We start from the raw sequence: 26669 nt of genomic DNA, 5'->3' as shown, positions 1-26669 counted from the left end.
TCGACAACAACCCGAAGAGATCAGTAGTCCTCTTCACGGCCGCTGGGAGCGGTCCACAGTCGGCGCCGCAGGGTCAGTCCGCGCGGCCGGGCGGGGGACGCGCCGAGCGAATGGACTGCGGCGCGGTCAGGCCCGCCTCGTAGGCGAAGGCAACGGCCTGTACGCGGCTGCGGGCGCCGATCTTGACGAGGACGCGGCAGGCATGGGACTTGGCGGTGGCCGGGGCGATGGACAGGTGTTCGGCGATCTCGGTGGTGCTCCGGCCGAAGGCCAGGGCGCCAAGAACCTGGCGCTCACGGTTCGTGAGCGTGCCGAGCCGCTGCACCGGAAGGGACGTGGAGGCAGGTGACCGTTGTCGGACGATGTCGATGAGCCGATGGGTGAGGTTCGAGGGGATGACGGCGCCCCCGGCCGCGATCGCGCGGATGGCGGCGGTCAATTCGTGCGGGGCGGCGTTTTCCGGAAGCAGTGCGTCAGCGCCTGCCCGAAGCGTGGACCACGCGTATTCGTGGAATCCGGCGGGGGCAAGGACCAGAACATTGGAGCCGGCCCTCGCGCGCGATGCGGCGGACGGTGTCGATCGAGTCCCTGGTGGGTTCGAGGATGTGCATGAGGACGACGTCCGGGCGGAGGGCGTTGGTCATGCGGACCGCTTCGGCACCGCCGGCCGCCTCGCCGACCGGGCTCAGGTCCGGCTCGGAGTCCAGCAGGAGGCGGTAGCTGAGGCGCTGCAGTGTCTGGTCGTCGACGATGAGAACGGTGGGCATGGTGCCGGGGTTCTTCCTGTGGGGAGGGATACCGGCGACGAGCGCGGTGGGGTGGGACAGTTCGGACGGGCCGGCCTCCGGAGGCTGGAAGTTCCTGTCTCCTGCGGGCGTTCAGGTGCCGATCGCACGGAGCACGGCGTCGGCCATGCCTTTCTCGCCGTGCGCGTTCGGGTGGACGGCGGCTGCTGGGCTGCTGGGCTGGAGGGGCTCTATCCAGCGGGTCTTCTCCGCGGAGCAGGCGTCGTGGCCGAGGGACGGGGAGTAGGTGTCGACGTATGTGGCTCCGGCGGTCTCGCTCTGTTCGCGCAGCATGGTGTTGAGCTGCTTCTCCTTGTTGTGCAGGTAGGTCGCGTCACCGGGCGCGAGGGGCAACTCCTTGCCGCAGCCTTTGGCTTCGGCGGGCAGGATCGCCGGATAGCCGACGACGTAGACATGGGCTTTCGGCGCACGACGTTCGATCTCGGCCAGCGCAGCGGAGAGCTTTCGGCCGGTTGCCTGGATCTTCTGTGCCACTTCGTCGGTGCCGCCGCCGGCGTACTGCTTCTTGCAGGGAGCGTTGTCGGAGAAGAGGCGGCCGCTGCCGATCGCGCGGTACATCGCCCCCATCGTGACGCATTTCGTGACCGTCGAGCCGAACCCGATGTCGTTGCCGCCCATGCCGAGGGTGACCAGCTGCGTCCGCTTCGAAAGGGCCGAGAACTGGGCGGGGTTGGTGCCGTTGGACGTCTTCTGCGGCGCGGTGAGGTCCGTGATCGTGGCGCCGCTGCAGCTGATGTCACGGAAGTCGGCAGCCGGGACGCCGAGTTGGCGAGCCACCACCGCGGGATAGTTGTGGTCGGAGCGGTCGCATCCGGCCGGACTTCCGGACTGTCGGGGGATCTTCGGACCGGTGGTGTAGGAGTCGCCGAGAGCGACGTAGGGTCCCGGCTGCGGTCGCTCGCTCACGGAGCTTTCGCGGTTGCCGTCCGGCCGTGCGACGAGGACGACGGTGAGCAGAACACCGCAGCTCACGATCCCGGCCAGACCTGTGCGTGCATACGGTCCCATGGGTTTCTCCTGTCGTCGTCACAGATGACCAACTGCTGGGCGGCCACCGCTGCGCAGGGCACTGCGGGCGATGGGCGGCGGTGCCCTGCGCGGGACCGGCAGAGCCGACCGGGAGAGGGGGAAGGTTTGCCCGGATCACGGCGGGGACGAGGGCGTATGTGAACCTGTCGTCAAACTAGGCGCCAAAACGCGCTTGCCCTTGGCACCGAGGGACCGAATACGGCAGGGCCGAGTAGTACTGAGGTAGGGAGGCACGTCGACTTGCGGCGAGGCACGGCCGCGGCCGGCCGGGCGAGTTCCAGGTCACGGGCCGCACGCCGATCCGGCCAGGCGGCGCCATCGGCCAGGACGTCGCGCTCGCGCCAGGCAGGCCGGTCAAATGTGGGTCGGAGTTCGACCTCGCGCGAGACGAGCCGCGCTGTGCGGGTTTCCGGCAGGCGTCACGGCACGGAGGGTGCGATCACCACGCCGCCGGTGACCGCCCTGATCCCGCCATGAGTGCGCCCGGGAGGGTGTCCGCGAGCCGGAACCCACTGGCTCCGGTCCGCAGCGTGTCGTCGGCGTACCGGTGCAATGCGCGTCCGGTCGCATCAAACGCTGGGAACCCCAAAGGAGTTGACGATGTGCGGAGTGGTCTCGATTCCGTCCATGCCGGGCATGCGGACGTCTGTCAGGACGGTGTCGGGGCGGCGTTCGGGGTGTGCCGACTTGTGCGCCGGTGTCCGCGGCCTTGCAAGGACGGTGTGGCTGCGCCGGGGCCCTGGCGTCATGCTGAAACGCCAAGCCGCGGCAGGGCTTGGCGCTTCGGCCAGGAAGAAAGTGTCAAACGGGGCGTTTCTCCAAGGAGCCGACAGATGCGTCGGGAACGAGGAGGGCGTGAACGGTCCAGCCGCCCTCACGGTTGGGTCCGGCGGTGACCTCGCCCCGGTACAGGGCGGCGCGCTCGCGCATACCCACCAGGCCCCGGCCGCTGCCCGTCCCGCCACGGCGTGCGTGGGTGCGGAGCGGGCCGGTGTCCTCCACGGTGATGCGTACGACACCGGGGTCGACGGCGATGGAGACGTGGACCGACGTGTTGGAGGCGGCGTACTTGACGGTGTTGGTCAGGGCCTCCTGGATGATGCGGTACGCGGACAACTGGATCCCGGTGGCCAGGCTGGTGAGGTCGCCGTGGGCGTACAGGGCGACGGTGGGGCCGGCGGCGCGGACCCGGTCGAGCAGCGCGTCGAGGTCGGCGAGGCCGGGCTGTGGATCGAGCAGTACGTCGTGCGACCGGCCCTGACCTTCGCGGTCGTCACCGATGACGGCGAGCAGGCGGCGCAGCTCGGCCAGGGCGTCGCGGCCACTGGCGCTGATGATGCGCAGCGCCTGCGCGCCGCGTTCGGGCTTGGCCTCGGTGAGGCCGGCGGCGCCGTCGGCGAGGCTGACGACGACGGCGAGGGTGTGGCCGAGGATGTCGTGCATCTCGCGCGAGAGGCGGGCGCGTTCCTGTGCGGTGGCGAGACAGGCCTGTTGGTCGCGTTGCTTCTTCAGGGTGTCGATGTAGGCGTAGGCCAGTCGCAGGAGCAGGCCGAGTGCCGCGAAGGCCACCACGGCGACCATCACCATCAACGTCACGGGCTCCGGTCGTGTGACGTACTCCAGTTGCTGGCCGCGCCAGAAGAAGTAGGCCCATGCGACGAGTTGTACGAGAGTGACGCCGGTGGCGACCGCCAGTTGGCGCGGGGTGCAGTGACGGCCGACATTGAAGAGGGCGACTGCCCGGGCGAATTCGGCGCCCGTCAGCACGCCCAGGGGAAGAGACACGATGGAAACGGCCGTGGTGAGGGCGAACACCAGCATGGGGCGTCGTTCCCGCCACAGCAGCGGGATGCAGAAGGCGAGGATGATCGGCAGTTGGGGGTCGCTGACGTTGTGGGGATTGGTGTAGGCGTCGCTGCCGACTGCGAAGCAGAACACCGGGATCCCCCACCGTCGGACCCAGGGACGGATCTGGTCGGCTCGCCGCCACGAGGCGAGCCGGGAGACGACCGAGACGATCACTCGTTGCTCGGGATCGTTCGTCAGGGCCAGAAGGAACTGGCGCTCGTCCGGGTGTGGGGCGGGAAGGGGGGCGCTCGGTGCGGTCACGGGGAGACCCTTCGCGAAGTCGGGCCGCCCGCCGGCCCGGGGGGATCGGACCGACGGGCGGGACAGGGGAGACGGCCGTGGAGAGTCGGCCTCCATGTCAGGAGCCGTGCGGGACGCCGGTGCTGTGGCTCGCTCTCGTCAACTTCTGCGGATCGGGTTCTTCAGCAGCTTCTTGCGTACCGGTGCCTGCGACTCCGTCGAGTCGGCAGGGGTGGTGGCTTCGTCGCCTCGTGCGAGGCGCTGCTTGAGCCTGGTCAGTCCTCGCGCCTTCCCGGAGGCCTGCTGGGCAGGGGCCGGAGTGTCCGTGGCGCCGGAAGGGCGGACACCGGTGAAGGCACGGGAGGCGCTGTGGCCGTCCGGGCCCGCGTGGGCCCCGGCGGCGACACCGGCGGGTACGGGCGCGGAGTCCGGTTGCTCGGCTTCGAGCGCGTGGCGCAGTTTCTCGCCCTCGACGTCCACGTTCGGCAGGATGAGGTCCAGCCACGTCGGCAGGGCCCAGGAGCGGTGGCCGAGCAGGGCCATCACTGCAGGGACGATGGTCATCCGGACGACGAAGGCGTCGATGAACACGGCGGCGGCGAGCCCGAGGCCGATCGACTTGATAAGAACGGCGTCGTCGAGGAGGAATCCGGAGAAGACGGAGACCATGATGATCGCGGCGGCGGTGACCACCCGGCCGCTGTGCCGGAAACCCTGCACGATGGCCTGGGTGGGCTCGGCGCCGTGGACGTACTCCTCTCGCATCCGGGAGACGAGAAAGACCTCGTAGTCCATGGCGAGTCCGAACACGACGCCGACCAGCAGGATGGGCAGCAGGCTGACGATGGGTCCGGTCTGGTCGATGCCGAAGAGATCCTTCAGCCAGCCCCACTGGAAGACCGCGACCAGGACACCGAGGGTCGAGACCACGCTGAAGAGGAAGCCCAGAGCGGCCTTGAGCGGGATCACGATCGACCGGAAGACCAGCAGGAGCAGGACCAGGGCCAGGCCCACGACGATGGCCAGGTAGGGGATGAGGGCGTCGGAGAGCTTGGCGCTGACATCGATGTTGACGGCGGTCAGGCCGGTGACCATCAGTTCGGCGCCGGTGTCCCGGTGCAGGACGGCGCCGTGGCCGCGGATCTCGTTGACCAGGTTCTTGGTTGCCTCGCTGGTGGGGGCGCTCTTGGGGACGGCGCCGAGCAGGGCCACGTCGCCGGCCTCGTTGAAGGAGGCGGGACGGACGGCGGCGACATCGTCCAGCTTGCTCAGCATGGTGTACGCGTCCTCGGCGGCTGCCTTGGGATTCTTGCTGTCCCGGGCGTCGACGACCACGGTGAGCGGTCCGTTGAAGCCCGGTCCGAAGCCCTTGCTGAGGGTCTCGTAGGCGACGCGCTGGGTGCTGCCGGGGGGCTTCATGGAGTCGTCGTTCAGGGCCATCTTCAGGGACATCGCGGGGATGGCCAGCAGGGCCAGGCCGGCCACCGAGACGGCGAGCACCTTGACCGGGTTGCGGGTGACGAACTTTGCCCAGCGCACGCCCATCGACTCGCCCTCGCCGCGCTCCAGCGCCTTCATGCGGCGGGTGTGCAACTTGCCCTTCATGATCCGCGGGCCTGCGAAGCCGAGGACGGCGGGCAGCAGGGTCAGTGCGATGACGACGGCGACGGCGACCGCGAAGGCGGAGGCCAGGCCCATGGCGGTGAGCGTGTCGATGCCGATGACGGTCAGACCGCTCAGCGCGACGATCACGGTCAGTCCGGCGAAGACCACCGCGGATCCGGCGGTGCCCAGCGCACGTCCGCAGGCTTCCTCGGGTTCGTGGCCGTCGCGGATCTCGTTGCGGTAGCGCGAGACGATGAACAGGGCGTAGTCGATGGCGACGGCAAGGCCCAGCATCAGTGCCAGGGTCGTGGACGCCGAGGCCAGGTCGAAGAAATGCGTGGCGAGCGTGATCGACAGAACGGCCGCGGCCACTCCGAGGATCGCGGTGAGCAACGGCAGTCCGGCCGCGATCAGCGAGCCGAAGGTGATCACCAGGACGACGGCGGCGACGCCGACGCCGATCAGCTCGGCCGCCTTGCTCGCGGCCTTGTCCTTGACGGCGTTGCCGCCCAGGCTCACCTTCAGTCCCGCCTTCTCGCCCTGCTGGACGACGTCGGTCTGGACGGCATGGGCGGCGCCGCTGACGTCGCCCTGGGCGACCTTGTAGGACACCTGGGCGTAGGCGATGGTGCCGGACCTGCTGACCAGGCCGCTGGTGAAGGGATCGGTGACGCCCGACACCTGCGGCGACTTCTCCAGTTTCGCCACCAGGGACTCGACCTCGGCCTTGTTGGCGGCGGACGTGAGCTTCTGCCTGCGCGGCGCCTCGAACACCACACGCGCGGTGGCGCCGTCGGCGGAGGCCTGCGGGAACTCCTTCTGCAGCAGGTCGATCGCCCTCTGCGATTGCGTGCCCGGAACGCTCAGGGCCCCGGAGGATGTGCCGGGCGCACTCATGGCGCCGATGCCGAGGGCGGCCAGGGCGGCGATCCACAGCATCACGACGACGCGTCGTTGCCGGAACGCCAGCCGGCCGAGCCGATAGAGGAAGGTGGCCACGATTACTCCCACCAAGAGAAGAGATCATTGGGTGAGCTGGGCCTGACTGACCCGCGATCTCAACGTAGGAGCGGCACCGGGCGATCATCCGGTACGGCGGAACGGAATCCGGCGGAACTCGCTAGTACCGCAGTACCAGTGACTTCGGACGGCGTCCGGGACCGACTTCGCCCGGGCGTCCTCGACGAGGTCGCCGCGGTATCTCCGGCGTGAACATGCACGACACCCAGGGCCTGGAACCGCTCGCCCGCTTGGAAGAGGCCGCCGGGGCCCAGCTGCGCCTCTGACCGAGAACGCCTCAGGGCACCGCATGGCGAGAGCACCCACGTCGCGTTGGCGAGTGAACCTCGTCCGCCGTTCCGGTCTTTGACAGCACGAGGCGATGCCGGATGGGCATGTTGGGTACACACCCCATGTTCCTGTCGGGTTGACGCTCACCCGCAGCGCCGACGCCGTAGAGCCTGAGGTCGGTGAAGGTTTTGGTCCATTCACTGAAGGTCTTGTTCGAGGTCGGGATGATCGAGCCCTTCTCGTAACGCTTGGAGATCACCTGGAAGACCAGGTTGGCCTCGGCGCGTTCGAGGGGCTGGTAGCCCACCTCGTCGACCACGGGGACGCTCGGCCGCAGATAGGTGCCGAGTCTGTAGCGGGGAGACCCGTTGGCCTACGGACGCGCCTGACCGGTCCCGCCCCGGAGGAGTACGCGTTCGAAGGACGAGCGGTCCACGGCGTGCGGGAGCTGCCGGTGAGCTGGTGATTGTTCAGAGGGATGGTCTTGTCTGTTCGGTCAAGGTGTGCGTTCTTGATCGGGCAGCTTGTCCGTGTGTCGGTTCGTAGATGACGCGGTGTTTGAGCAGGGCGGGCAGGACATCGACTCGGCGGCGAGGGAGGCGAACTGGCCGGTCGCGCAGGTCATCCAGTGACAACCGGCACCTCGGCACCCTCGGCCTGTGCCGGTACTCTCGGCGGCTGTTTCCCCGCCCTCTGAGGCTTCTGGACGACTGTCGGCACGAACTCGGGTACAGAGATGGCCGTTGTCCATCCGGCGTGCTCGCCGCTCTGTGTCTCTGGTAGCTCACGGACGACCGCGTCCACCAGACCGACGATTGAACCGCCGTAGCGTGGTCCGGTGTCGGGGTGGGCGCGGATGACGGATCTGGTGTAACGAAGCAGTGCCACGCTGTCGCGTAGGAGGGACAGACCGCCTGTGGCCAGGAGCGGCAGCACGATGTGGTGGATGCCGTCCCATCGGTTCTGACCGAGCCAGGCGGATGGGTGGCGTGCGGCCTCCCGCAGGACTTCGTCGTCGCGCCGGTGGTGCCACTCAAGGAAGTCGAAGGCCCTGTCGGCCAGTTCCTCGGTGTAGGGGGCATTCCTACTCCAGGCTCGTATGGCATGGCCGAAGGCTGCGCGGTCTTCTTCTGGGCGGCCTTGGCACAGCTGTGTGAGCGCGAGGCCGCTCCTGGCCCATGCGTAGGTGGGATTCAACAGCACAGCGCGTTGCAGGTTGGGTAATGCTTCCGCGTAGCGGCCGGATCCCCAGTACACCCATCCCCCCGGCGGCGGCCGGCCATGAGTCGTCGGGCTCCGTATCCACGGCCCGATTGAGGTCGTCCAGAGCGGCGTCGCCCTGGCTCAGCCGGCAGTACGCCCACCTCCGCCAGGTCAGCGCCCACACGAACGTCGGATCGGATTCCAGCGCGCGGTCGAAGGCCTCGATTGTCTCCGCAGCGTGCCCGAGTCTGCAGAGCAGGAAGCCATGGTTGGCGTGCACATGGGCTTTGTCGGGGTCGGGTGCGAGTGCGTGCCGGATGTCGTGGAGCCCCTCGTTGGGCTGGTCGGCGTCGAAGCGGCATGTGGCTCGTTCGAGGAGCACCACGCGGAATCCGGACGCCGTACCGCGGCCTGGTCGAAATCGGCGAGCGCTTCGAACCTCAAACCGCGTTGAACCAGTGCCTGGGCGTTGCCTGGCGCTTGCGAAAGAACGTGGTCGAGGTCCTTCAGGGAGTCCTGGTGACGCCGCATCAGTCTGAGGACAAGCCCTCGGCGTATCAGCCCTCAGGGACTGTCGTGATCGAGTGATCGAGCGCGGCAATGCGGTTTGCGGCTTGGGGACGATGCAGCTGGCGGCGCGCACCGTGATACCCGTCATGGTGAAGGCCGTGATGAGGCTGGCCGGGGCAGCGGATCCGTAACGCTGTTGATGTCTGACAGTTTGGGGAGAGGGGAGTACAGGCTGTCGTCGGGCTGATCTTTTTGTGGCCGCGGGATGTGCGTTGTCGGGTCCGGTGGGTCTGGTGTCTGGTGAGTCCGAGTTCGACGGGCTGGGCCCATGATCATGTCGGCGGGGGCGGTCGTTGGCGGGACGGCTTAGGGTGGCGCGTTATGGGGAGACCACCAGGACACGGTCCGGACTATGAGGTCAGGCGACAGGACATCATCGACAAGGCGGCGGCGCTGTTCGCGCGGAAGGGGTACGCGGCGACCGGCATTGTTGAGCTGGGCACCGTGGTCGGACTGGCGAAGGGTGCCTTGTACTACTACATCGGCTCGAAGGAGAACCTTCTTGTCGAGATCCAGGACCGGGTCATGAGCCCCCTGCTGGCCTCCGCGCGCCGGATCGCGGACGTGGAGGCCGACCCGGTCCTGAAGCTGCGGATGCTGTCGCAGACACTTGTGGAGAACATCCTGGCCAGGCTCGATCACGTCTGGGTCTACGAGCATGACTACCGCAACCTGGACGGCGCCAACCTGGCCCGGCTGCTGGGCCAGCGCCGGGAGTTCGAGGACATTGTGCAGGGGCTTCTCGTGCTCGCGATGGAGGACGGTTCGTTCCGCGAGCTGGACCCGAGGCTGGCCACGCTCCAGTTCCTCAACATGCACAACCACACCTACCAATGGGTCAGACTCGACGGCGAGTGGGATGCGGAGTCCCTTTCCCGTGAGTACTGCAAGACACTCTTCCGCGGCTTCGCGGCCCCAGGGCGGGAGTTCGAGGAAGTCGAGGACCTCATGCGCGAGGTCCTCGCCAAGAGGGTGACGGCCCCGCCGGCACCGCTGGAGACGTCCGCGGACTGAAGCACCTCGTTTCCCCGGAGAGTGGGGCTTGGCAGTGGCGGCGGCTGCGCCGGTGGCGGAATGCGGAAGGGCATAAGTCGCCGTGTCGGCGTTCGTGGAGGCGACGGGGGATCCCGCAGCGGCACGGCGCCGGGTCCAGTTGGAGGGCCTCTGCGTCGGGTGCGGGTTTGGACCGCCGGATGGTCTGCCTGGGCACGCAGGTACGCACGCTTGACGGTGGTCGGGGTGCGGGCGTTCGTGAGCGCTCTGAGGGAAGTGCTGCTGGGCGCCGACCGTGGCGCAGCCGTTCGCTGGACTTCGTTCCGGTGATGCGCAGCATGCCACGGCGCCACCGCCGGAAGGGTGGGTCGTCCGTCCGGGCCGCAGCAGGCGCAGGTGCTTGCGATGCAGCCCGCAGGGTCCGGAGCGGGTCAGTGACAGGCGGCTGCGCGAGGGACGGACCCGGCCGCCGGAAGACACTCGACCTGATGATCCTCACCCGGACCTTCACGACCAGAGGAGTACCCCAGGGGTGGCGGGCCCTGGTCGCGCTCCTCGCGTGGTCGGGTTCCGCCAGCTCGTTCATCCTGTGCGCGGCTGCTGCGGCGCAGGTGGGCGATTCCGTCATCGGCGTCGTCCACCCCGTGAAGGGACGGTGATCGCGGGTGCCTCGTTTCTGACCGCAATGCACCTGTCCATGGCAGTCGTCGCCGTGTGAGTGTGGCTCGCTCGCGACAGGAGGTCGGATGGATTCCGCAACCGGTACCGCTGGCCGTGGTGCCGGGGTCCGGCCCCAGTCGCGTGTTCCGGGCGTGCTGGCATGTTGCGTTCGCGACGACGCTGCTGGGACTTGTGCTCGGCCCCGGCCCTGGCGGCACACCGGGCACGCCGCCGACAACTGTGGGAGATCTGGGCGGCGCGGGGCGGAGTCGTCTTCGTGGGCTTGGGCGGTGTGTCGGCGGGTCTGTACGCCGGTGGAGTCGACCGCGTAAACCAGGCGGTGTCGCGCGTCGTGTCCGTCTGTGTCCGGGCGGCACGGTGGATCCGCTCGAGGGTGCCGCATGGCCCGGCGGGGGAAGCGGGTGTGCAGGGAGTACGGGGTGTGCCGCGGACCGTTCGGCTCGGGCACGTCCCGCCCCACCGGTGGACGAACCGGTGTGCGAGAAACCCGGGATGTTGTGGCATTTGTGAGAGGCCCGCCCGTGTGGATCCGGCCAGGCCCGCCCGGGGCCACACGGGCATGTCCGGCCGGGGCGGACTCTGCTCAGAATGACGACATCTCTGCCAGCACCTTGCCGTCGGAGCCGTACGCCCGGAAGACGGGACGGTTGGCGCGTTGCCCGCTCCTCTGTTCCTACGGGATGTTCCCGGGGGCGACCGCGTAGGTGCTCACGTAGGCGGGTCGGCCGTCCAGCCGCACGATGGGGAGTTCGGTCATCCGGCCCTTGAGGGTCATGGTGGCAGGCTCTGGCCCGTACATGGTCTGGATCTTGGTCGTGAACTGGGCGAAGCCGGAGTTGGAGAGGGCCCCGCTTAGGACCGGGCGTGATGCGCGAAGCCGGGAGGATGAAGAGATCTTCTTGAAGTCGTCTACCTGGGGGCGCTGACCTGCGGTGATGCGGTTCAGGTCGTCTCTGGCCTGCGCGGATGACTCTTTCTGTGCCTTTCAGTGGCATGCCGCGTTATACAGCTGATTCTCCCCAGGCGCTCCCCAACGCCGCCCGTACTCCCCAGATTCTCCCCAGAGAGCCGCCCATGGGCGTCCGGGGATGATGCTGCGCCGGTACGCAAGATGTGATGGGCACCCTTCACCTCGCGTTACCGCCAGGCTCGCGGCGGTCTCTGGTCGTTCGACGGAAAACGGCCAGCCTCATTGCGCGGCAAAGCCGTAACCTCGCGCCCGTCGCGGAAGACGAACTGACTTTTTGCGACACGAAGATCAGGTGCCGTCTCAGTTGGGCCGTCGGAGAATTCGGTCGCTCACATGTCGGCGAGTTCGAACGGTGGTCGGGAGTGCTCAGGCGGGAGGCGAGAGCAGCACCATGCCGCTCTCGCCGACCACAGCGATGTTGTCTCCGACTGCGGCCATGTTCCAGCCGTCGAAGGGAAGGTTGAGAGGCGGGCGCACTGGGGTCATGGTCCGCGTGTCGAACAGGTGGAGGCCCTCCTTTCCGCGCACCGCGAGGAGTGCCCGGCCGTCCACCGATGTGACGGGGCAGACCGGCCGCTCGAACCGGCCGGTGGCGGCGGGGCCGATTTGACTGGCGGTGGCGGGGTCCCAGAGCAGGAGGCTTTCGCCGGTCTCGTTGAGTACGGCCACCACCTCCCGTCCGTCGGCGAGCCGGAAGGCAGCCAGGTCCGACACCTCCTTGCCCGTCTGATATGTGGCCAGGCAGGAGCCGGTGTCCGGGTTCCACACCTTCAGATGCCCCTTGCGAGTGCTGCTGATGAGCCGGGGCGCAGAATGGGGCCCGGTCCACGAACACACGGCGTCCACCGGTTGCTTGTCCGCCTCGATGGCGGGTCCCGCCGGTGTTCCCTCGGGGGCGTTCCACAATCGGATGTGACCGGAGCTGTCGCTCGTGGCTAGGAGCAGACGGCCCTGGGCGTCGGTGATGAAGCACATGCCCCACAGCACGGCGTCGTCAGGGATCTCGGCGAACCGACCGAGGGGCTCGCCCTCGGCGGCGTCCCAGAAGCGGACGACACCGTCGCGGTGGCCCACGGCCAACAGAAGAACACCGTCGGGTCGCCGGTGGGTCCGCAGGAGTTCGATGCGTTGCTTGAACTCCCAGGCCAGTTCGGGGCCGACAGAGTTGCCGGTCAGGCTGTCCCACGATCGCACCGTTCCGCCGAGGTTCCCGGTAGCCAGGAGCGGGGGCCCGGAAGTGGTGGGCAGCGCGGTGGCACACGTCGCACCGATGTCGCGGGTACGGCTGTTGCCCTGCTGGGCCGCGAGGGGATCGTGGATCAAGCGGATGCCGCCCTCGCCGGCGACGACGAGCAAAGGCGATCCGCCCGGGTCGGAGAGGCCGACAACGCCGGCCGCCTCCACACCACCCGGGCCGGCGCCGAGGGTGCGAAGAAGACGGCGGTTGGCCAGGTCGTAGAAGCGCACGGAGCCGGTCACCTCACACCCCGCCAGGAGTGCCGTGCCTGCCGAAGTGGGCAGGGGGCACAGCCCGTCGAGATCCTCGCCGCCCTCCAGAAGGCGGCTTGCCGGGCTGCCGGTGACCGGGTCCCAGCAGCGCACGGTTCCGTCGTCCGAGGACGAGACGAGTAGCGGGGGGCCCTCGGGGGTGGGCATTGCGGTCAGCGACCGGATCTCGTCCGTGTGCCCGGCCAGCTGGGCGGTGTAGTGACCCGTGCCTGTGTCCCACAATCGCAGCTCGCCCTCCAAGTCGCCGACGGCGAGCAGGACTTGGCCGTTGGGCAGGACTAAGCGGCAGGTCGTGTTGGGGTATGACCACAGCGTGAACGGCGGCTGCCACTCGGTTCCCGTGTCCGGATCCCAGAACCTGACCGTCGAGTCGTCGCCTACCGAGCACAGTCGGTCCCGCCCGGGGTGCGCGGGCAGTGGGTGGACCGCGAGTACCTCGCTGGTGTGTCCCCGCATCGGATCTCCGACCTGGGTGCCGCTGTCCAGGTCCCACAGCCGGACCGTGCCGTCGAAGCCGGCGGATGCCGCCCGCAGGCCCCGGTCCGTGCGGACCGTGCAGATGGCGGTGACCAGCCCTTCGTGACCGCGCAGCACCTTCGGGTCGACGACGCCGGAGAACGGGTCGAAGAGGCGGATGGCGCCATCGGTGCCCCCTGTGGCCAGCAGCGCCCGGGTGTCGTCGCAGCGCAGCACCGTAAGACAGTGCAGATCCTTGCCGGGCAGGAGGCCGAATTCCACGGGTTCGGCGAGGAGCCGCGCCATGGGCACTTGCCACGTCTCGCCAAAGGGTGCGGTGGGAAAGGTACGGGTGCCGTTGTGCCGGGCCATGGCCACGCGACGAAGCGCTCGCCGGTCGGCCGGAGGGCAGGTGTCGTGCCAGGTGCCCAGCAGACCGAGGATGTCGGCGGGCAGCCGTTGGCCCGCGATGCTGAGGGCTCGCCAGGCGTAGCGGCCGGTGGCGGCCGGGTCGAGACCGTCGAGCACATTCTCGTGGTCGGCCAGGCGTTGCCAGGCTGCCTCCCCGGCGAGCAGGCAGTGGTACCCCAGCTCGTGCGAGACATACGGATTGAGGGCCGCGCCCGGTGACGTCTCCGCGAGGTCTATGAGAGCGTCGACGATCCGTAGGTGCAGGCGTTCGACGGACGCGGTTTCGACTCTCGTGAGCCCGCGTGCCTCGGGGTATCGCAGGCGCACATGCTTCTGCCCGTACCGGTCGGCCTCCTCCAGCAGGGGCGCGGCACGGCTGAGGAAGTCCGAGATGGCGAGTTGGTCGGCGGGGGCGGTGCCGGCGACAGCACCTCCCATGACTGCCAGCACCCGGTCGGTGACCGTGACGCCTGCCTCGGGAGCGAGGGACAGGGCCTGAAGGAGCGGTTCGAACAATGGGGTGGCCTGCACCAGATGGCGGAGGGCATCCGCCAGTGCCCGTCGGCGTTCCCCGGGCGGCAGCGTGTCCAGGTCAAGGAGCGGGTTGGGCGGGGCCGGCAAGCAGTCCGTGGGTGTCCAGGCGCGGTTGCGCACGAGGTTCAACTGGTCTCCGCTGTTGACCTGGCCGGTGGTCGGCTGGGGCATCCTGCGGGCCAGGAGCCCTTCACGGACGGCCGTGGCGATGTCCCGCATCGACAGGAGCTCCGAGGACGAGGGCACCCCCAGGGTGATCGTCGTCAGTAGTTCCTCGGTGAAGGCGGTGTTTCGGCGCCCGCTCGGCGCGAGCGAGACGGCGTTGCCGGCGGAGGAGGTGAAGGTGAAACCCTTTGTCTGATCGAGCATGGGGGCCAGCGCTGACGCAACATCGCTCTGAGTGTGTGCCAGTCCGCTGTAGCAGCAGTCCAGGACGGTGAGGGTGTGCAGGGCTTGGCGCTCGCTGACGGCCCGTCGGACCGTTTCGTAGTGCACGGCGGCGAAGTACGCGTTGTCCGCAGTGGTCGAGGGCAGGCACAACGCCAACTGGTTGTCGAAGAAGAGGCCGTGGCCCGCGTAGTAGAACAGCAGCAGGTCTCGCGCCTCTTGGGCCGCCTGGTGCAGAGCCCAGTGGACCCTGCCCGGTTCGTCGGCGTCCTGCAGGACCGTGCAGTGTGCTTCCGGCAGGCCCCACAGATCGGGTGCGGTGAGCGCGTGCTTGAGGTCGGCCAGATTGTTCGCGACGGCGGGGAGGTCAGTGAGCCCGTCCGCCGTGTAGGTCGTCGTCCCGATCAGTACAGCGCGCGACAACGCAGGGTCAGGAAGCCTCGTCACTCTCGATCTCCCTCAGAGCGGTGTGCAATGTGCTGAGCATCCGTGCCAATTCAGCGGTGTCCTGGACCGAGCGCGCCGTCGTTTCGACCTCGATCCCGCCGACGCGGAAGACCAACGTCGTGGTCGGCTTGCGGGACCGGAGCCAACTCAGTGCTTGCTCGACGACGACGATGCCTACACCACCTGCGCCGAAGGAGATCAGCAGCAGGTCGCCGAGCGTGCTCATCTCGTCCGGGCTGGACCGGGAGTCGGCTGTCCTGATCGCGGTGGACCGCAACCGCCCATCCCTGCGCATCAGATGTCTCAAGGCCCCGGCTTCGGCCTGCGGGGTGTCGGCCATGACCTGAATCGTCATCTCCATCCCGAAATGCTGCCCGTCCCCGCGCCCCCACTCAACCCAGTCGGGCAGACCGGTGAAAACAGGTAACCGCGTTCCGGTAGACCAGTCGCCCATCGCGCCGTCCCCCTGGCCCGGTGGCTCGGCCACTCGGACTCCGGGCTCACGCTCAGGAAGTACACGTACTTCCTGCCCAGTGCGGGAGCACGCGGCGGAGCCGCCATCGACGCCGTCCCGCCGGGAAACCGGTCGGTGGCGCTCCGGAACCAATCCGCCCCGTGCCTCAGGATCGGATTACGTCCGGAGATGTCCCGCTCACGAAGGATCCTTGTGAAAGAAGCCATCAGTATCGGTGGAAATCCCTCGATGCAACCAGATCTGCAGGAGCTGGTGGGCCGGGTCGCGCTGGGCGACGAGAAGGCGTTCGCCGCGGTCTACGACGCCGTCGTGAGCCCGGTTCTCGGGGTCGCCCGGGCCGTCCTGCGCGACCACGCGCAGTCGGAGGAGGTCGCTCAGGAGGTCCTGGTGGAGGTGTGGCGCACCGCTCCGCGCTACCGCTCCGACAGGGGGACGGCGATCAACTGGATCCTCACCCTGGCCCACCGCCGCGCCATCGACCGGGTCCGCTCGGTGGAGGCCGCGGCGGCCCGGGACAACAAGGCCGCGCTGCTCGCCCGTACGCCGGAGTTCGACGAGGTCACCGAGCAGGTCGAGGCCCGGCTGGAGCGCGAGCAGGTGCGTCGCTGTCTGCGCACGCTGACCGAGATCCAGCGCCAGGCCGTCACCCTCGCCTACTACCGGGGGCTGACCTACCGCCAGGTCGCCGAGGCGCTCACGTTGCCGCTCGGCACGGTGAAAACCCGGCTGAGGGACGGCCTCATCCGGCTCCGCGACTGCCTGGGAGTGACCGCGTGATCACCGACGACCTGCACCTGTTGACCGGTGCCTACGCCCTGGACGCGCTGCCCGACGACGAACGCGAGGCGTTCGAACGGCACCTCGCGGGCTGCGAGGCGTGCGCCCAGGAGGCCGCCGAACTGTCCGCCACGGCAGCCCGGTTGGGCCTTGCCGTGTCTGTGGAACCCGACCGGGAGATGCGCGGGCGGGTGTTGGGCCGGATCACCGCCGTACGCCAGGACGCGCCGGGCGCGTCGCCGGTGATCCGTTCCGGGCGGGCGGCGCTGCGGGCCCGGCTGGTGTCGCGGTGGGCGCTGGCCGCGTGCCTCGCCGCTGCCGCCGCGCTCGGCGGGACCGCCGTATGGCAGCACCAGCGGGCCGAGGACGCACTGGCGCAGGCGCAGCGGGCCGAGCGGGGGAGCGAGCAGGTCGCCGCCGTGCTCGCCGCGCCGGACGCCCGGACCCGGGCCGTGGTGCTGCCGGGGGGCGCGATCGGCACGGTGGTCGTCTCGCACGGCCGGGACCAGGCCGTCTTCGCGGTCTCCGGAATGGCCCACCCGCCCTCCGGCAAGGTCTACCAACTCTGGTTCGACGACAATGGCATCATGCGTTCGGCCGGCCTGATGAACCCCGGCCGCGCCGACCAGGCCGTCCTGCTCCGGGGCGCGGTGGACGGAGCCTCGGGCATGGGAATCACGGTCGAACCGACGGGCGGCTCGAAACAGCCCACCAGCGCGCCGCTCGCCCTGACACGATTCCCCGCCTGAGCGGACCCGGCCCCGGGGTCGGGCGGGGGGCGGGTCCGCCGTCAGGCGATGCCTCGCGGCAGATCGGCCCAGACCGTGTGGCCCCGGCGGTGGTGCCGGTCACCCCACGAGCGGGAGAGCGCCTCGACCAGCAGAAGCCCACGGCCACCGGTGCTCAGGGTCGAGGACGGACGCGTCCACCTTGCCCGGACCGCCTTCGTGTCGAACCCCGGGCTCGTGTCGCTGACCTGGATCAGCAGCGACTGGTGACCGGCCTGTTCGTGCAGAGCGAGCGAAAGCCGAACCGGCGTGGTGCCGTGCCCGAAGGCGTTGCCGAGCAGCTCGCTGACGACGAGTACTGCGTCCTCGGCGAGTTCGCCGTGCCCCCAGCGTGTCAACTGGTCGCGCACGGCACCGCGCACGGGACACAGTCCGTTCTCCGGTACGGGAGCGAAGCTCACATATGAGCGTTCCATGACACACCAGCTCCTTTCATTCCCGCAGGTAATCCGTCACACACACTGCGGTGGACGGGTGCGGAGAATGGAATTCCTGGAGGGTCCGTATCCCCGCGACCCAGATATCCGTAGCCGGTCAGGCCGCGGATTGGTGCGGAAAAAAGATTCATCCGATCCGGCGGACGGCCAATCCGCCGGGCTTTCGGAGCCGGATTCCCCATGTGACCGACGACGAGAAGCAGACGCGACAACGCCTCACCTGGGCGCGCCTGACCCTGGGTGCGTGCAGTGGTGTGCTGGCCGGCCTCGCCTCGCTCGGCGTCGCTGAGCTGGTGTCGGCCGGGGTGCGTCCGCAGGCCGGTCCGGTCGTGGCGGTCGGCGGGGCGGCGATCGACCGCACCCCGGCCGCTGTGAAGGACTGGGCGATCCGGCACTTCGGAACCAATGACAAGTTGATTCTTCAGCTCGGAATTCTCGCGATGCTGGCGCTCTTCGCACTCGTGCTGGGAATTACTGCGGTGCGTTTTCGGCGCAGCGGTGCCGCCGGTGTTCTGCTCTTCGGAATTATCGGGGCGGTATCGGCCACCAGTCGGCCGGATTCGACAAGCCTCTCCGACGCGCTGCCCTCCGTGGTGGGCGCGATCGCCGGAGCCGCGGTGCTCTACGTCCTGGTGGGCGGCCTCGCCCGACGGGAGCCGTGCCCGGAACCGGTGGACGGCGAGCGGAGCGGTGCGTCTTCCGGAGCTGATTGGGACCGTCGTGGCTTCGTGATCGCGGCGACGGCGGTCGCCGCCGCTTCCGCCGGGGCGGGGGTGCTGGGCCGGACGCTGAACAGCGCGAGCGGCCAGAGCGCGGTCGCCTCACGCAACAGGGTCGTCCTGCCCCGTCCCGCCTCCGCGGCCGCAGCCGTTCCCAGGGGTGCCGGGCTGCGGATTCCCGGGATCAGTCCCTTCACCACACCGAACGGTGACTTCTACCGCGTGGACACCGCTCTCGTGGTGCCCAAGGTCAACGCCACGACCTGGGCACTGCGCATCCACGGCAACGGCGTCACCCGGCCTGTCACCCTCACCTTCGACGACCTGCTGCGGCGCGAGCTGATCGAACGCGACATCACCCTCACCTGCGTGTCGAACGAAGTCGGCGGCCCCTACGTCGGCAACGCCCGCTGGATCGGCGTACGACTGTCCGATCTGCTGGCCGAGTGCGGGGTGAGGCCGCCGTCGAAGGGCGGCCCCGCCGACCAGTTGGTGGCCCGTTCCGTGGACGGGATGACGATCGGCAGCCCGGTCGAGGACGTGATGGACGGCCGCGACGCGCTGCTCGCCCTCGGCATGAACGGTGAACCGCTGCCCTTCGCGCACGGCTTCCCGGTCCGCATGGTGGTGCCCGGCCTGTACGGCTTCGTCTCCGCCTGTAAATGGATCAAGGACATCGAACTCACCACCTTCACCTCCTACGACCCCTACTGGGTCAAGCGCGGCTGGGCGCGCCGGGCACCGATCAAGACCGAGTCGCGCATCGACACCCCCAAGCCGTTCGCCCGGCCGAAGACCGGGACGGTGATGGTCGCCGGGGTCGCCTGGGCCCAGCACCGCGGCATCGACAAGGTCGAGGTCCGCGTCGACGACGGCCCCTGGCAGGCGGCCCGGCTCGCCGCCGAGGACACCCGCGACACCTGGCGCCAGTGGTCCTTCCCCTGGCAGGCCGCCAAGGGCGGCCACACCCTCACCGTCCGCGCCACCGACCGCACCGGCCGGGTGCAGACCGACAAGCGCACCCGCACCATCCCCGACGGCGCCAGCGGGTGGCACTCCGTGGTCGTCACCGTCGACTGACCCCTCAAGCCACTTTTCCCCTTCCCCGTATCACCGCAGCTCAGGCTGCACCGACCCGCAGGAGAAACACCATGAGTACTCGTATCCGCCGTACCGCGGTCGTCCTCGCCGCCTCCGCCGTGCTGCCGCTGGCCCTCAGCGCCTGCGGCAGCAGCGGCAGCGACTCCGCGAAGTCGGACCCCTCCACCAAGGCGTCCGCCAGCGCTTCGAGCGACGACATGACCGGCGCTGGCGCCACGATGTCCGACCAGCCCTTCGGTACGGCCTGTTCCGGTGTCCCGAAGAGCGGTGCCGGTTCCTTCGACGGCATGGCCAAGGACCCGGTGGCCACCGCCGCCTCCAACAACCCGGCGCTGTCCACGCTGGTCGCCGCGGTGAAGAAGGCCGGCCTGGTCGACACCCTCAACAACGCCCAGAACATCACGGTGTTCGCGCCGACCAACGACGCCTTCGCCAAGATCCCGAAGGCCACCCTGGACAAGGTCCTGGCCGACAAGGCGCAGCTGACGAAGATCCTCACCTACCACGTCGTCGGCCAGCAGCTCACCCCGAAGGACTTGGAGAAGGGCTCCTTCGACACCCTGGAGAAGTCCAAGCTGACCACCTCCGGCTCGGGCGACAACTACATGGTCAACGACTCCGCCAAGGTGGTCTGCGGCAACGTCAAGACCGCCAACGCCACCGTCTACATCATCGACACCGTCCTGATGCCCACCAGCTGACGGACCACCAGCAGGGCCGGGCACCGACATCAAGCTGCCTGGCCGTACGACTCCTGTGACGGGGAGACGGTGAGGGGCGGGGCAGTTGCCCCGCCCCTCACCGCTGTGTCCCCTCACCGCCGTACCGATGAGAGATGACGGAGCTCAGCACATGTCGGCACTCTTCCGCGTTCGCGTCCTCGCCGTCTCGAACACCCGTCTGTGGTGCGCGGTGGCAGGCACACTGACCGCGAGCACCGGCCCCACCCTGCGCGCCGAGCTGACCGCCCGATGCGCCGACGCGACGTTGGTCGGGTTGGATCTACGTCAACTCAGGTGTCCCACGGACGAGTTCCTGCCGGGACCACCGTGGCCGGACGGACCCCACACCGTGCATATCCTGGCGCCGGAACAACTGCGCTCCCGTACGGCCGATGACGGACGTCTGCACTGGCACACCGATCTCCAGAGCGCCTGGCAGGCGTGGTCCGCGCTCTCGCTCTGAGCCCCGTCACGTCCCCGACCCCCGGCCTGTTCCGGTCGCGTGCCATTTCGCGTTCCGCGTCCACGCCATCGGGCGTACCCGTCCGCTACCGCGCGGTCCGATCGCCACCTGGGAGTACCGCTTCGAGCCGGCCGGTGAGGGCACGCGCGTGACGGAGACCTGGACCGACGACCGGCGCGCGTGACCGGCGTTCCTGATCGACGCTTTCGACCGGCTCGTCACCCCGGCCAGGACCTTCGCCCAGTTCCAGGTCCGCAACATCGACAGGACCCTGCACAACCTCACGCGCGAACTGGAGCGGGAGCACGACCACTCCGGATGAACGGCGCCCGTCCCAGGCGTCGGAACGTCCTGGCGGGCGGGCAGTCGGGCCGGAGTCACCCGAAGGTGAAGGAGTACGCCTGGATGCCGGGGGTGAGCCCGGGTGCGAGACGCGTGGTGCGGGCCGTGTTCTCGTCGATGAGCCGGTGAAGGGGAGACAAGCGCTGTCGCCTGCGGCGAAGTACTGGTGCCCGGCCGTCCAAGTGCCGTCCAAGTGCCGTCCAGGGTGAGACGGTTGACCGGGAAGCCGCTCGCGAAGCGGTAGGTCTTGGGCTTGTCGGCGTCGAGCAAAGTCGCCACGAGGGAACACCCCTGGGACCGGACACAGACGACGGCTCAGAGGTCTTGTCGGAAACCCAGTGGGTCTGCGGCATGGCGCCGTTACTCGATGACGATGACGTCTCAGTCGCCCGTCTTGGTCCAGTGACCCGCGTCACACCCAGGTCCTGTCAGCAATTGGGGTGCTGTCTCGTTCGAAGGGCACGCGAACGAGACAGGAGCAACGCCATGAAGCACCGCATCGTCGTACTCGGTGCCGGATATGCCGGGGCCTTCGCCGCCGGGAACCTGGCCCGCCGGCTTTCCCCCTCGGATGTCGAGATCACCGTCGTCAACGCCGTGCCCGACTTCGTCGAGCGGATGCGACTCCACCAGCTTGCGATCGGCCAGGACCTCGCGTTGCGCAAGCTCGCCGACGTGTTCGAGGGCACCGGGGTACGGCTGCGCCTGGCGCGCGTCACCGGCGTCGACCCAGGGCGTAAAACCGTTGCCGTGACCGGTGAGGACGGCGATGGCGAGCTCGCGTACGACACGCTTCTCTACGCGCTCGGCAGCTCCGTGGCCGACCACGGCGTCCCGGGCGTGGCCGAGTACGCCTTCGATGTGACCGGCCTGTCCTCGGCGCTGCGTCTGCGTGAGCGCCTGGCCGGCCTGGGCGCGCGCTCCGCGGTGCTGGTCGTCGGTGAGGGGCTGACCGGCATCGAGACCGCCACCGAGTTCGCCGAGTCCCGGCCCGACCTCTCGGTCGCGCTCGCCGCCCGCGGTGAGTTGGGCGCCTGGCTCTCGCCGAAGGCCCGCCGTCACCTGCGCCAAGCCTTCGACCGGCTCGGCATCACCGTCCACGAGCACACCGGCATCGAAGCGGTCGAGCCGACCCGGGCGGTCGCCGTCGGCGGTACGTCCGTCCCGGCCGACGTGACCGTGTGGTCGGCCGGGTTCGCCGTGCACCCCATCGCGGCCGCGAGCGGCCTGGAGGTCGCCGGGACCGGCCAGATCGTCGTCGACCGCACCATGCGCTCGGTCTCCCACCCGGACGTCTACGCCGCCGGTGACTGCGCGTACGCGATCGGCGAGAACGGCCGGCCGCTGCCCATGTCGTGTGCCTCGGCCGGTGTCACCAACATGCAGGCGACCGCTGCGATCATCGCGCGCCTGACGGCCCGTGACGTGCCGGCCATCGGCCTGAAGTACTACGGCAACCACATCAGCCTCGGGCGGCGGGACGCGATCTTCCAGATGGTGGACGGGGACGGCCGGTCGAAGTCCTGGTACCTGGGCGGCAAGGTTGCCGCGCGGCTCAAGTCGGGCGTGCTCAAGGGGGCCGGGTGGGGTATCGATCACCCGACCTTCGGCATGCCGAAGCGCGAGCGCCGCCTGGCCAGTGCGCCTGACCGGGCCGGTGCAAGGGCCGGTACGAGGGCCGCTGCATAGGCTGCTTCGCATGGACAGCGCGGCCATCGATCGGTTCGAGGCCAGCCGGGGCCGGCTGGCCTCGCTCGCGTACCGTCTGCTCGGCTCGGCCGCCGATGCCGAGGACGCCGTGCAGGACACGTTCCTGCGCTGGCAGGCCGCAGACCGCGAGCATGTCGTGGTGCCGGAGGCGTGGCTGACCAAGGTCGTCACCCATCTCTGCCTCGACCGGCTCCGCTCGGCGCAGGCGCGCCACGAGCGGGCGGCCGGTGCCTGGTTGCCCGAGCCGCTTCTTGAGGGCGATCCCATGCTCGGCCCGGCCGACACCTTCGAGCAGCGCGAATCGGTGTCCCTCGCCGTCCTGACCCTGATGGAGCGGCTCTCGCCGGTCGAACGGGCCGTCTATGTCCTGCGCGAGGCTTTCTCCTACAGCCACGCCGAGATCGCCGGGATCCTCGACATCAGCGAGTCCGCGAGCCAGCAGCACGTCCACCGGGCCCGGATCCGGGTCGCCGCCGAGCGCCGCCACGGCGGCGAGGCCGACCCCGCGTCCGCCCGCCGGGTCGTCGAGGAATTCCTCGCCGCCGCGATGTCGGGGCGTACGGATCGGCTGGTGGCCCTGCTCACCGAGGACGTGACGGCGGTCTCGGACGGCTACGGACTCGCCGGGCGGCTGTTGCGGTACGAGACGCGCGAGCGGGTGGCTTCTTACGTGCGGGCCGGCTTCAAGCCCACGCCGGCGAAGCTGCGGCTGGCCGGCGGCTCGCCCGCAATGCATATCGCCCTGGTCAACGGTTCCCCAGCCGTCCTCGCCGTGGTCGACGACCGGGTCGTAGGCGCCGTGGCGTTCGAAGTCGCCGACGGCAAGATCGCGTCCCTGCGCGGCATCGCCGCCGCGGACCGGCTCGCGCGCCTCAACGAGGGCTGGCGGCAGTACGAACCCGACGCACCGGTCATCGAGGGATGGTGGCCTCGCCGGTGAGACGGCGGGCCATCAGGTCGGTCATAGAAGTCCGTGGCCGACGCCAGCGGCCGGTGGCGGCGACGTCCGCCAGTAGCTGGGTATGGCCGTTTCAGGTACTGCCCGGGTATTTCGTGCCCCATCACGTCACCCCTTCGCTCCTTGACGCGCCGGTGACGGCTTCTTAGCGGCGGTCGGCATCCAGACCTTTGTGAACTCTGCCGGGAACCGGCAATGCGCGGATGCACCCCTGACGTGCACGATGACTCAAGGGGAGCACGGCGGACGGCCCCGCTGCCGAGTACCGGCAGCGGGGCCGACGGGTGCCCGTACCAGGATCCGAGGCGAGCCTCCCGATTGGGCGAACTGCGCGGAACGGTCGCCGAGGAGCAGGCGTCGCGCCGAGTGGAGTTGAGACGGCGTGCGTCCTCGCCGGCCTTCTGCCGCCCGGACAGAGATCGTCGTCCAACGCTAAGAGGTCCTCGACGAACCCTCCGCGAGAAAGGCGTGGATCCGTTCGGAGATCAAGGGCCAGTCCCGGCCGAACCAGACGAGGTGGTTGTCGGCCAGGCTTTCGAGCAGCTCGGCGTGCGGGAGGGCGGCGGCGAGTGCCTGGGCGTGCACGAAGCGCACTGCCGCGTCCTGGCGGGTGGCGATCACCAGGGCGGGCTGGGAGACCCGGCCTGCATGACGCAACAGATCTTCGGGTGCCGCAACTTCCTTGAGATCGCGTGTGAATCCTCGCCCCGACCGCATCCGCGAGAACAGTGCGACCAACCTCGTCCGATCCTCCGGGCGGAGGTTCGCCACCACAGCCCGTACGGGCAGGACGGTGAGGTCGCGCAGCAGTATCCGCAGGCCGGCGTCGGGTGCGTACCGCATGAGGGAGTGAACGAACGACCAGGAAACGCGCTCGGTGTGCGGCGCGAAAACGATCCGGGCGCCGAGGCGGGTGCGGCGGTCGGGCCAGGGCAGCGGTCCTACGGCGCTCTGCAGGAGCAGCCTTTGGACCAGGGCGGGATGGCGTGCCGCCATCGCCACCGCGGTGGGTCCGCCTCCCGATACGCCGACCACGGCGGCGACTTCGGTGATCCCCAGGTGTGCGCAGAGGGCGGCCGTGACATCGGCGAACCCGGCGGCCGATTCCCCGGTCGAGACCGGCGTACGGCCATACCCCGGGCGGGACGGCACGAGCACCGAGTATCCCGCTTCGGCGAGCACCTCCTCGCCCAGCGAGAGCCCCGCGCGCATGTGGCCGCCGTAGAAGACCACGACGGTGACCGGACCGCGCCGGTCGAAGCGGTACTCGACGCGGCCGGCGGCCAACTCGGCCAGCATTGTGGGGTGTTCGTCCAGGCCGTGACGTCGGGTGTTCGTCACGGCGACTCCTCGCTCCGCCCCGAGACGTGCGAGGCCGAGGACGAGCAGGCACTGCGGGATCCGGGCCGTGTGCCGGCGTCGGGGTAGCTGCTTCCTGCCCGGGAAAGAGTCACCTTCGCATCGTGCCACCGTTCGCGGCCGGTGCCCCCCGACCGGCCTGCTCTCCGCGTCGTAGGCCGCCGGGCAGGCCGGTTGTATCGTGCGAAGAGCCGTCCCGGCAGTGTGTCCGCATCATCCGTATGACGGTGGCCGTCGGGACTTCGAGAGTGAGACGGGAGCCGGGCGTGCGGGCGCGTGACTTGGCGGTGGAGTACGAGACGGTCGGCCTCGACAGCGATGCGATGGACGCCGCGCGGCTGATGGCCGAGCACCGGCTGCCGGCGCTGCTGGTGGTGGACGAGCGGGGTGCGCCGAAGGCGATCCTGCCCGCCTCGCAGATGGTCAAGATCCTGGTGCCGGTGTACGTGGTCGAGGATCCGACGCTCGCCGCCGTGGTCGACGAACACCACGCCGACCGGTTGTGCCAGGCGCTCAAGGGCCGCAAGGTCCGCGACTGCCTGTCGAAGACCGTGCCCGCGCCGCCGGTCGCCGCTCCGGACGACACCGCGCTGGAGGTGGCCGCGCAGATGGCGCGGGTACGCAGCCCCCTGGTGGCGGTCGTGGAGAAGGACGCGGCCGGTGGCCGGCTCCTCGGTGTGATCACGGCCTCGCATCTGCTGGAACGGTTGCTCGCCGCTACGGCCTGACCGGCGGCGTCAGGCGGTGTCCGGGCAGTCGCCCTCGTAGAGGTCGAGGGCGCGGGGCAGACCCAGTTGGTTGAGGGTGGCCCGTGACTGGGTACCGGCGTGGGTGACGATCACCCGGGTGCCGTGTGGCCGGGCTGAGAGCAGCGCCATGAAGAAGGCCGCGCCACCATCAGGACTGAGGTAGGTCACCTGGGCCAGATCGACCTCCAGGACACGGGGCGGTGCCCGCAGGGCCTGCTGCAGCCTCGCTCCTACGTCCCGCGCGTTCTTGACGGTGATGTCTCCCGAGAGCCGTACGACGACATGGCCGGCGTGCGAAACCGTGCTGCCGGCACCACGGCCGAACGGATGCCGCAGACGGTTGCCCAATCCCGCCGGCCGGCTGTGGGCGCGGGTTCTACGGGCGGGGGACGAGTCCGGCATCCGGGCCTCCAGGGCAGGGGCGGCCACTGCCGACCAGACTTCCCGGCGCACCTGAACATCACCCTAGGCGTAGGCGTCCTCGGCCGCCGTTCGAGAGGCCGACGACAGGGCCCTCTGATCAGGGAGCGTGGCGGTCCTTTGTGCCGGAACCCGGCAGAATCCCGGCCCCGACCTCGCTCATCAAGAGCTGTTAAAGAAGCGTCAAGGACCTGTATGGTTCCCAACGGTGTGCCGGGAAGCCTGGTCGGCGAGTAGGGGATCACTCTCTCTTCCGATCGGGGGCGCAAGCCATGGTGCTCGTGATGATGTCCGGTGCCGCGCTGCTCTCCGCCTCCCTCCTCTTCCTCGTCGGCGGACTCCTGGTCACCGACGGCATGCAGGTCTTCCTGCCCAAGCCGCCCACCGACTTGAAGCACCCCGCGCCCGCGCCGGGGCTGACGGAGGTCCCGGCTGCCCGTGCCCACGCCTTCGCACTCCGCAGCGACTGCTGCCCGGACGGTGCGGACACCCGGCACCCCGCCCCACAGCCCATGACCGGCTCAACCGCCGAACCCGTCTCTGGACCCCGCGGAGGATCGTGAACGACTGGCACAGCTGGGCGGCGATCGTCGTGTTCGTCGGTGCGTACGCCCTGATCATCAGCGAGAAGATCCACCGCGTCGCTGTGGCCCTGGGCGGCGCGGGCCTC

The 26669-nt window shown here is 69.4% G+C and carries 22 protein-coding genes and 2 pseudogenes; 12 read left to right on the top strand and 12 right to left on the bottom strand.

Features of this window, described 5'->3' with window-relative positions; translation table 11 throughout:
* Window positions 1-73: 73 nt before the first annotated feature.
* The 7 genes and pseudogenes from SSP08S_RS64715 to SSP08S_RS62315 all read right to left on the bottom strand — a co-directional run bounded on the left by SSP08S_RS64715 (window position 74) and on the right by SSP08S_RS62315 (window position 8075).
* Window positions 74-439, bottom strand: coding sequence for a response regulator transcription factor (locus SSP08S_RS64715; protein ID WP_019075780.1), 366 nt, complete (start codon window positions 437-439; stop codon window positions 74-76).
* A 34-nt stretch (window positions 440-473) separates the two neighbouring features.
* Window positions 474-767: a response regulator transcription factor gene (locus SSP08S_RS64710; protein ID WP_369407128.1), complete on the bottom strand. Its 294-nt coding sequence runs from the start codon at window positions 765-767 to the stop codon at window positions 474-476.
* Between the two features lie 111 nt (window positions 768-878).
* Window positions 879-1814 (bottom strand): SGNH/GDSL hydrolase family protein, encoded by a 936-nt coding sequence (locus SSP08S_RS53050; RefSeq protein WP_019075779.1) that lies wholly within the window; start codon window positions 1812-1814, stop codon window positions 879-881.
* Between the two features lie 822 nt (window positions 1815-2636).
* Window positions 2637-3944 carry a sensor histidine kinase gene (locus SSP08S_RS53045; protein WP_019075778.1) on the bottom strand — a complete coding sequence of 436 codons (1308 nt, stop codon included), beginning with the start codon at window positions 3942-3944 and terminating at the stop codon, window positions 2637-2639.
* A 138-nt stretch (window positions 3945-4082) separates the two neighbouring features.
* A complete protein-coding gene (locus SSP08S_RS53040) occupies window positions 4083-6527 on the bottom strand; it encodes an MMPL family transporter (RefSeq protein ID WP_019075777.1) in 2445 nt (814 codons plus the stop codon).
* A 466-nt stretch (window positions 6528-6993) separates the two neighbouring features.
* A pseudogene (locus tag SSP08S_RS64860) lies at window positions 6994-7173 on the bottom strand (ATP-binding protein); the annotation flags it as partial.
* A 266-nt stretch (window positions 7174-7439) separates the two neighbouring features.
* Window positions 7440-8075 (bottom strand): tetratricopeptide repeat protein, encoded by a 636-nt coding sequence (locus SSP08S_RS62315; protein ID WP_439654611.1) that lies wholly within the window; start codon window positions 8073-8075, stop codon window positions 7440-7442.
* An 837-nt stretch (window positions 8076-8912) separates the two neighbouring features.
* Here SSP08S_RS62315 and SSP08S_RS53020 point away from each other — a divergent pair.
* A complete protein-coding gene (locus tag SSP08S_RS53020) occupies window positions 8913-9605 on the top strand; it encodes a TetR/AcrR family transcriptional regulator (protein WP_019075773.1) in 693 nt (230 codons plus the stop codon).
* Window positions 9606-10072: 467 nt separating this feature from the next.
* Window positions 10073-10243, top strand: a complete 171-nt coding sequence (locus SSP08S_RS53015; RefSeq protein ID WP_158697353.1) for a hypothetical protein — start codon at window positions 10073-10075, stop codon at window positions 10241-10243.
* Between the two features lie 1358 nt (window positions 10244-11601).
* On the opposite strand, the gene SSP08S_RS58650 is transcribed toward SSP08S_RS53015, so the two are convergent.
* Together SSP08S_RS58650 and SSP08S_RS52995 are read right to left on the bottom strand one after the other, a co-directional pair.
* On the bottom strand, window positions 11602-14979 hold the full coding sequence (locus tag SSP08S_RS58650) for a WD40 repeat domain-containing protein (RefSeq protein WP_158697352.1): 3378 nt from the start codon (window positions 14977-14979) through the stop codon (window positions 11602-11604).
* A complete protein-coding gene (locus SSP08S_RS52995) occupies window positions 14963-15466 on the bottom strand; it encodes an effector-associated constant component EACC1 (RefSeq protein WP_019075768.1) in 504 nt (167 codons plus the stop codon). Before SSP08S_RS52995 ends, SSP08S_RS58650 begins: the two co-directional genes overlap by 17 nt.
* Window positions 15467-15646: 180 nt before the next feature.
* Between SSP08S_RS52995 and SSP08S_RS52990 the strand changes: the two genes are divergently transcribed.
* Both SSP08S_RS52990 and SSP08S_RS52985 read left to right on the top strand, forming a co-directional pair.
* The gene (locus SSP08S_RS52990) at window positions 15647-16231 is read left to right on the top strand and encodes a sigma-70 family RNA polymerase sigma factor (RefSeq protein ID WP_026179595.1); all 585 of its coding nucleotides are present in this window, start codon (window positions 15647-15649) and stop codon (window positions 16229-16231) included.
* Window positions 16228-16980 (top strand): anti-sigma factor, encoded by a 753-nt coding sequence (locus tag SSP08S_RS52985; RefSeq protein ID WP_019075766.1) that lies wholly within the window; start codon window positions 16228-16230, stop codon window positions 16978-16980. Before SSP08S_RS52990 ends, SSP08S_RS52985 begins: the two co-directional genes overlap by 4 nt.
* Window positions 16981-17021: 41 nt before the next feature.
* Here the strand turns inward: SSP08S_RS52985 and SSP08S_RS52980 are convergent, their stop codons facing one another.
* Window positions 17022-17435, bottom strand: a complete 414-nt coding sequence (locus SSP08S_RS52980; protein ID WP_019075765.1) for an ATP-binding protein — start codon at window positions 17433-17435, stop codon at window positions 17022-17024.
* 203 nt (window positions 17436-17638) lie between these two features.
* Here SSP08S_RS52980 and SSP08S_RS52975 point away from each other — a divergent pair, with 203 nt between their 5' ends.
* The 6 genes and pseudogenes from SSP08S_RS52975 (at window position 17639) to SSP08S_RS52955 (ending at window position 23453) form a co-directional block, all read left to right on the top strand.
* Window positions 17639-19255 carry a molybdopterin-dependent oxidoreductase gene (locus SSP08S_RS52975; protein WP_019075764.1) on the top strand — a complete coding sequence of 539 codons (1617 nt, stop codon included), beginning with the start codon at window positions 17639-17641 and terminating at the stop codon, window positions 19253-19255.
* Between the two features lie 71 nt (window positions 19256-19326).
* Window positions 19327-19977: a fasciclin domain-containing protein gene (locus SSP08S_RS52970; protein ID WP_019075763.1), complete on the top strand. Its 651-nt coding sequence runs from the start codon at window positions 19327-19329 to the stop codon at window positions 19975-19977.
* A 151-nt stretch (window positions 19978-20128) separates the two neighbouring features.
* Window positions 20129-20461 carry a hypothetical protein gene (locus tag SSP08S_RS52965; RefSeq protein WP_019075762.1) on the top strand — a complete coding sequence of 111 codons (333 nt, stop codon included), beginning with the start codon at window positions 20129-20131 and terminating at the stop codon, window positions 20459-20461.
* Window positions 20352-20783 (top strand): annotated as a pseudogene (locus SSP08S_RS64855) (hypothetical protein). Before SSP08S_RS52965 ends, SSP08S_RS64855 begins: the two are co-directional and overlap by 110 nt.
* Window positions 20784-21289: 506 nt before the next feature.
* Complete coding sequence (locus SSP08S_RS52960; protein ID WP_019075761.1) at window positions 21290-22492, top strand: NAD(P)/FAD-dependent oxidoreductase; 1203 nt, start codon at window positions 21290-21292, stop codon at window positions 22490-22492.
* A 10-nt stretch (window positions 22493-22502) separates the two neighbouring features.
* The gene (locus tag SSP08S_RS52955; protein WP_019075760.1) at window positions 22503-23453 is read left to right on the top strand and encodes a sigma-70 family RNA polymerase sigma factor; all 951 of its coding nucleotides are present in this window, start codon (window positions 22503-22505) and stop codon (window positions 23451-23453) included.
* Window positions 23454-23903: 450 nt separating this feature from the next.
* On the opposite strand, the gene SSP08S_RS52950 is transcribed toward SSP08S_RS52955, so the two are convergent.
* The gene (locus tag SSP08S_RS52950) at window positions 23904-24812 is read right to left on the bottom strand and encodes an alpha/beta fold hydrolase (protein WP_019075759.1); all 909 of its coding nucleotides are present in this window, start codon (window positions 24810-24812) and stop codon (window positions 23904-23906) included.
* A 284-nt stretch (window positions 24813-25096) separates the two neighbouring features.
* Here SSP08S_RS52950 and SSP08S_RS52945 point away from each other — a divergent pair, with 284 nt between their 5' ends.
* Entirely contained in the window at window positions 25097-25558 is a 462-nt protein-coding gene (locus SSP08S_RS52945) for a CBS domain-containing protein (protein WP_019075758.1), read from the top strand.
* Between the two features lie 9 nt (window positions 25559-25567).
* On the opposite strand, the gene SSP08S_RS52940 is transcribed toward SSP08S_RS52945, so the two are convergent.
* Window positions 25568-26032: an STAS domain-containing protein gene (locus SSP08S_RS52940; protein ID WP_245608147.1), complete on the bottom strand. Its 465-nt coding sequence runs from the start codon at window positions 26030-26032 to the stop codon at window positions 25568-25570.
* Between the two features lie 239 nt (window positions 26033-26271).
* Here SSP08S_RS52940 and SSP08S_RS52935 point away from each other — a divergent pair, with 239 nt between their 5' ends.
* Entirely contained in the window at window positions 26272-26562 is a 291-nt protein-coding gene (locus SSP08S_RS52935; RefSeq protein WP_019075756.1) for a hypothetical protein, read from the top strand.
* Window positions 26563-26669: the final 107 nt, after the last annotated feature.

This window comes from Streptomyces hokutonensis (assembly GCF_000376565.1).
Classification (GTDB): domain Bacteria; phylum Actinomycetota; class Actinomycetes; order Streptomycetales; family Streptomycetaceae; genus Streptomyces; species Streptomyces hokutonensis.
The sequence above is the reverse complement of the archived record's forward strand: the minus strand, read 5'-3'. Positions and strand labels throughout refer to the sequence as shown.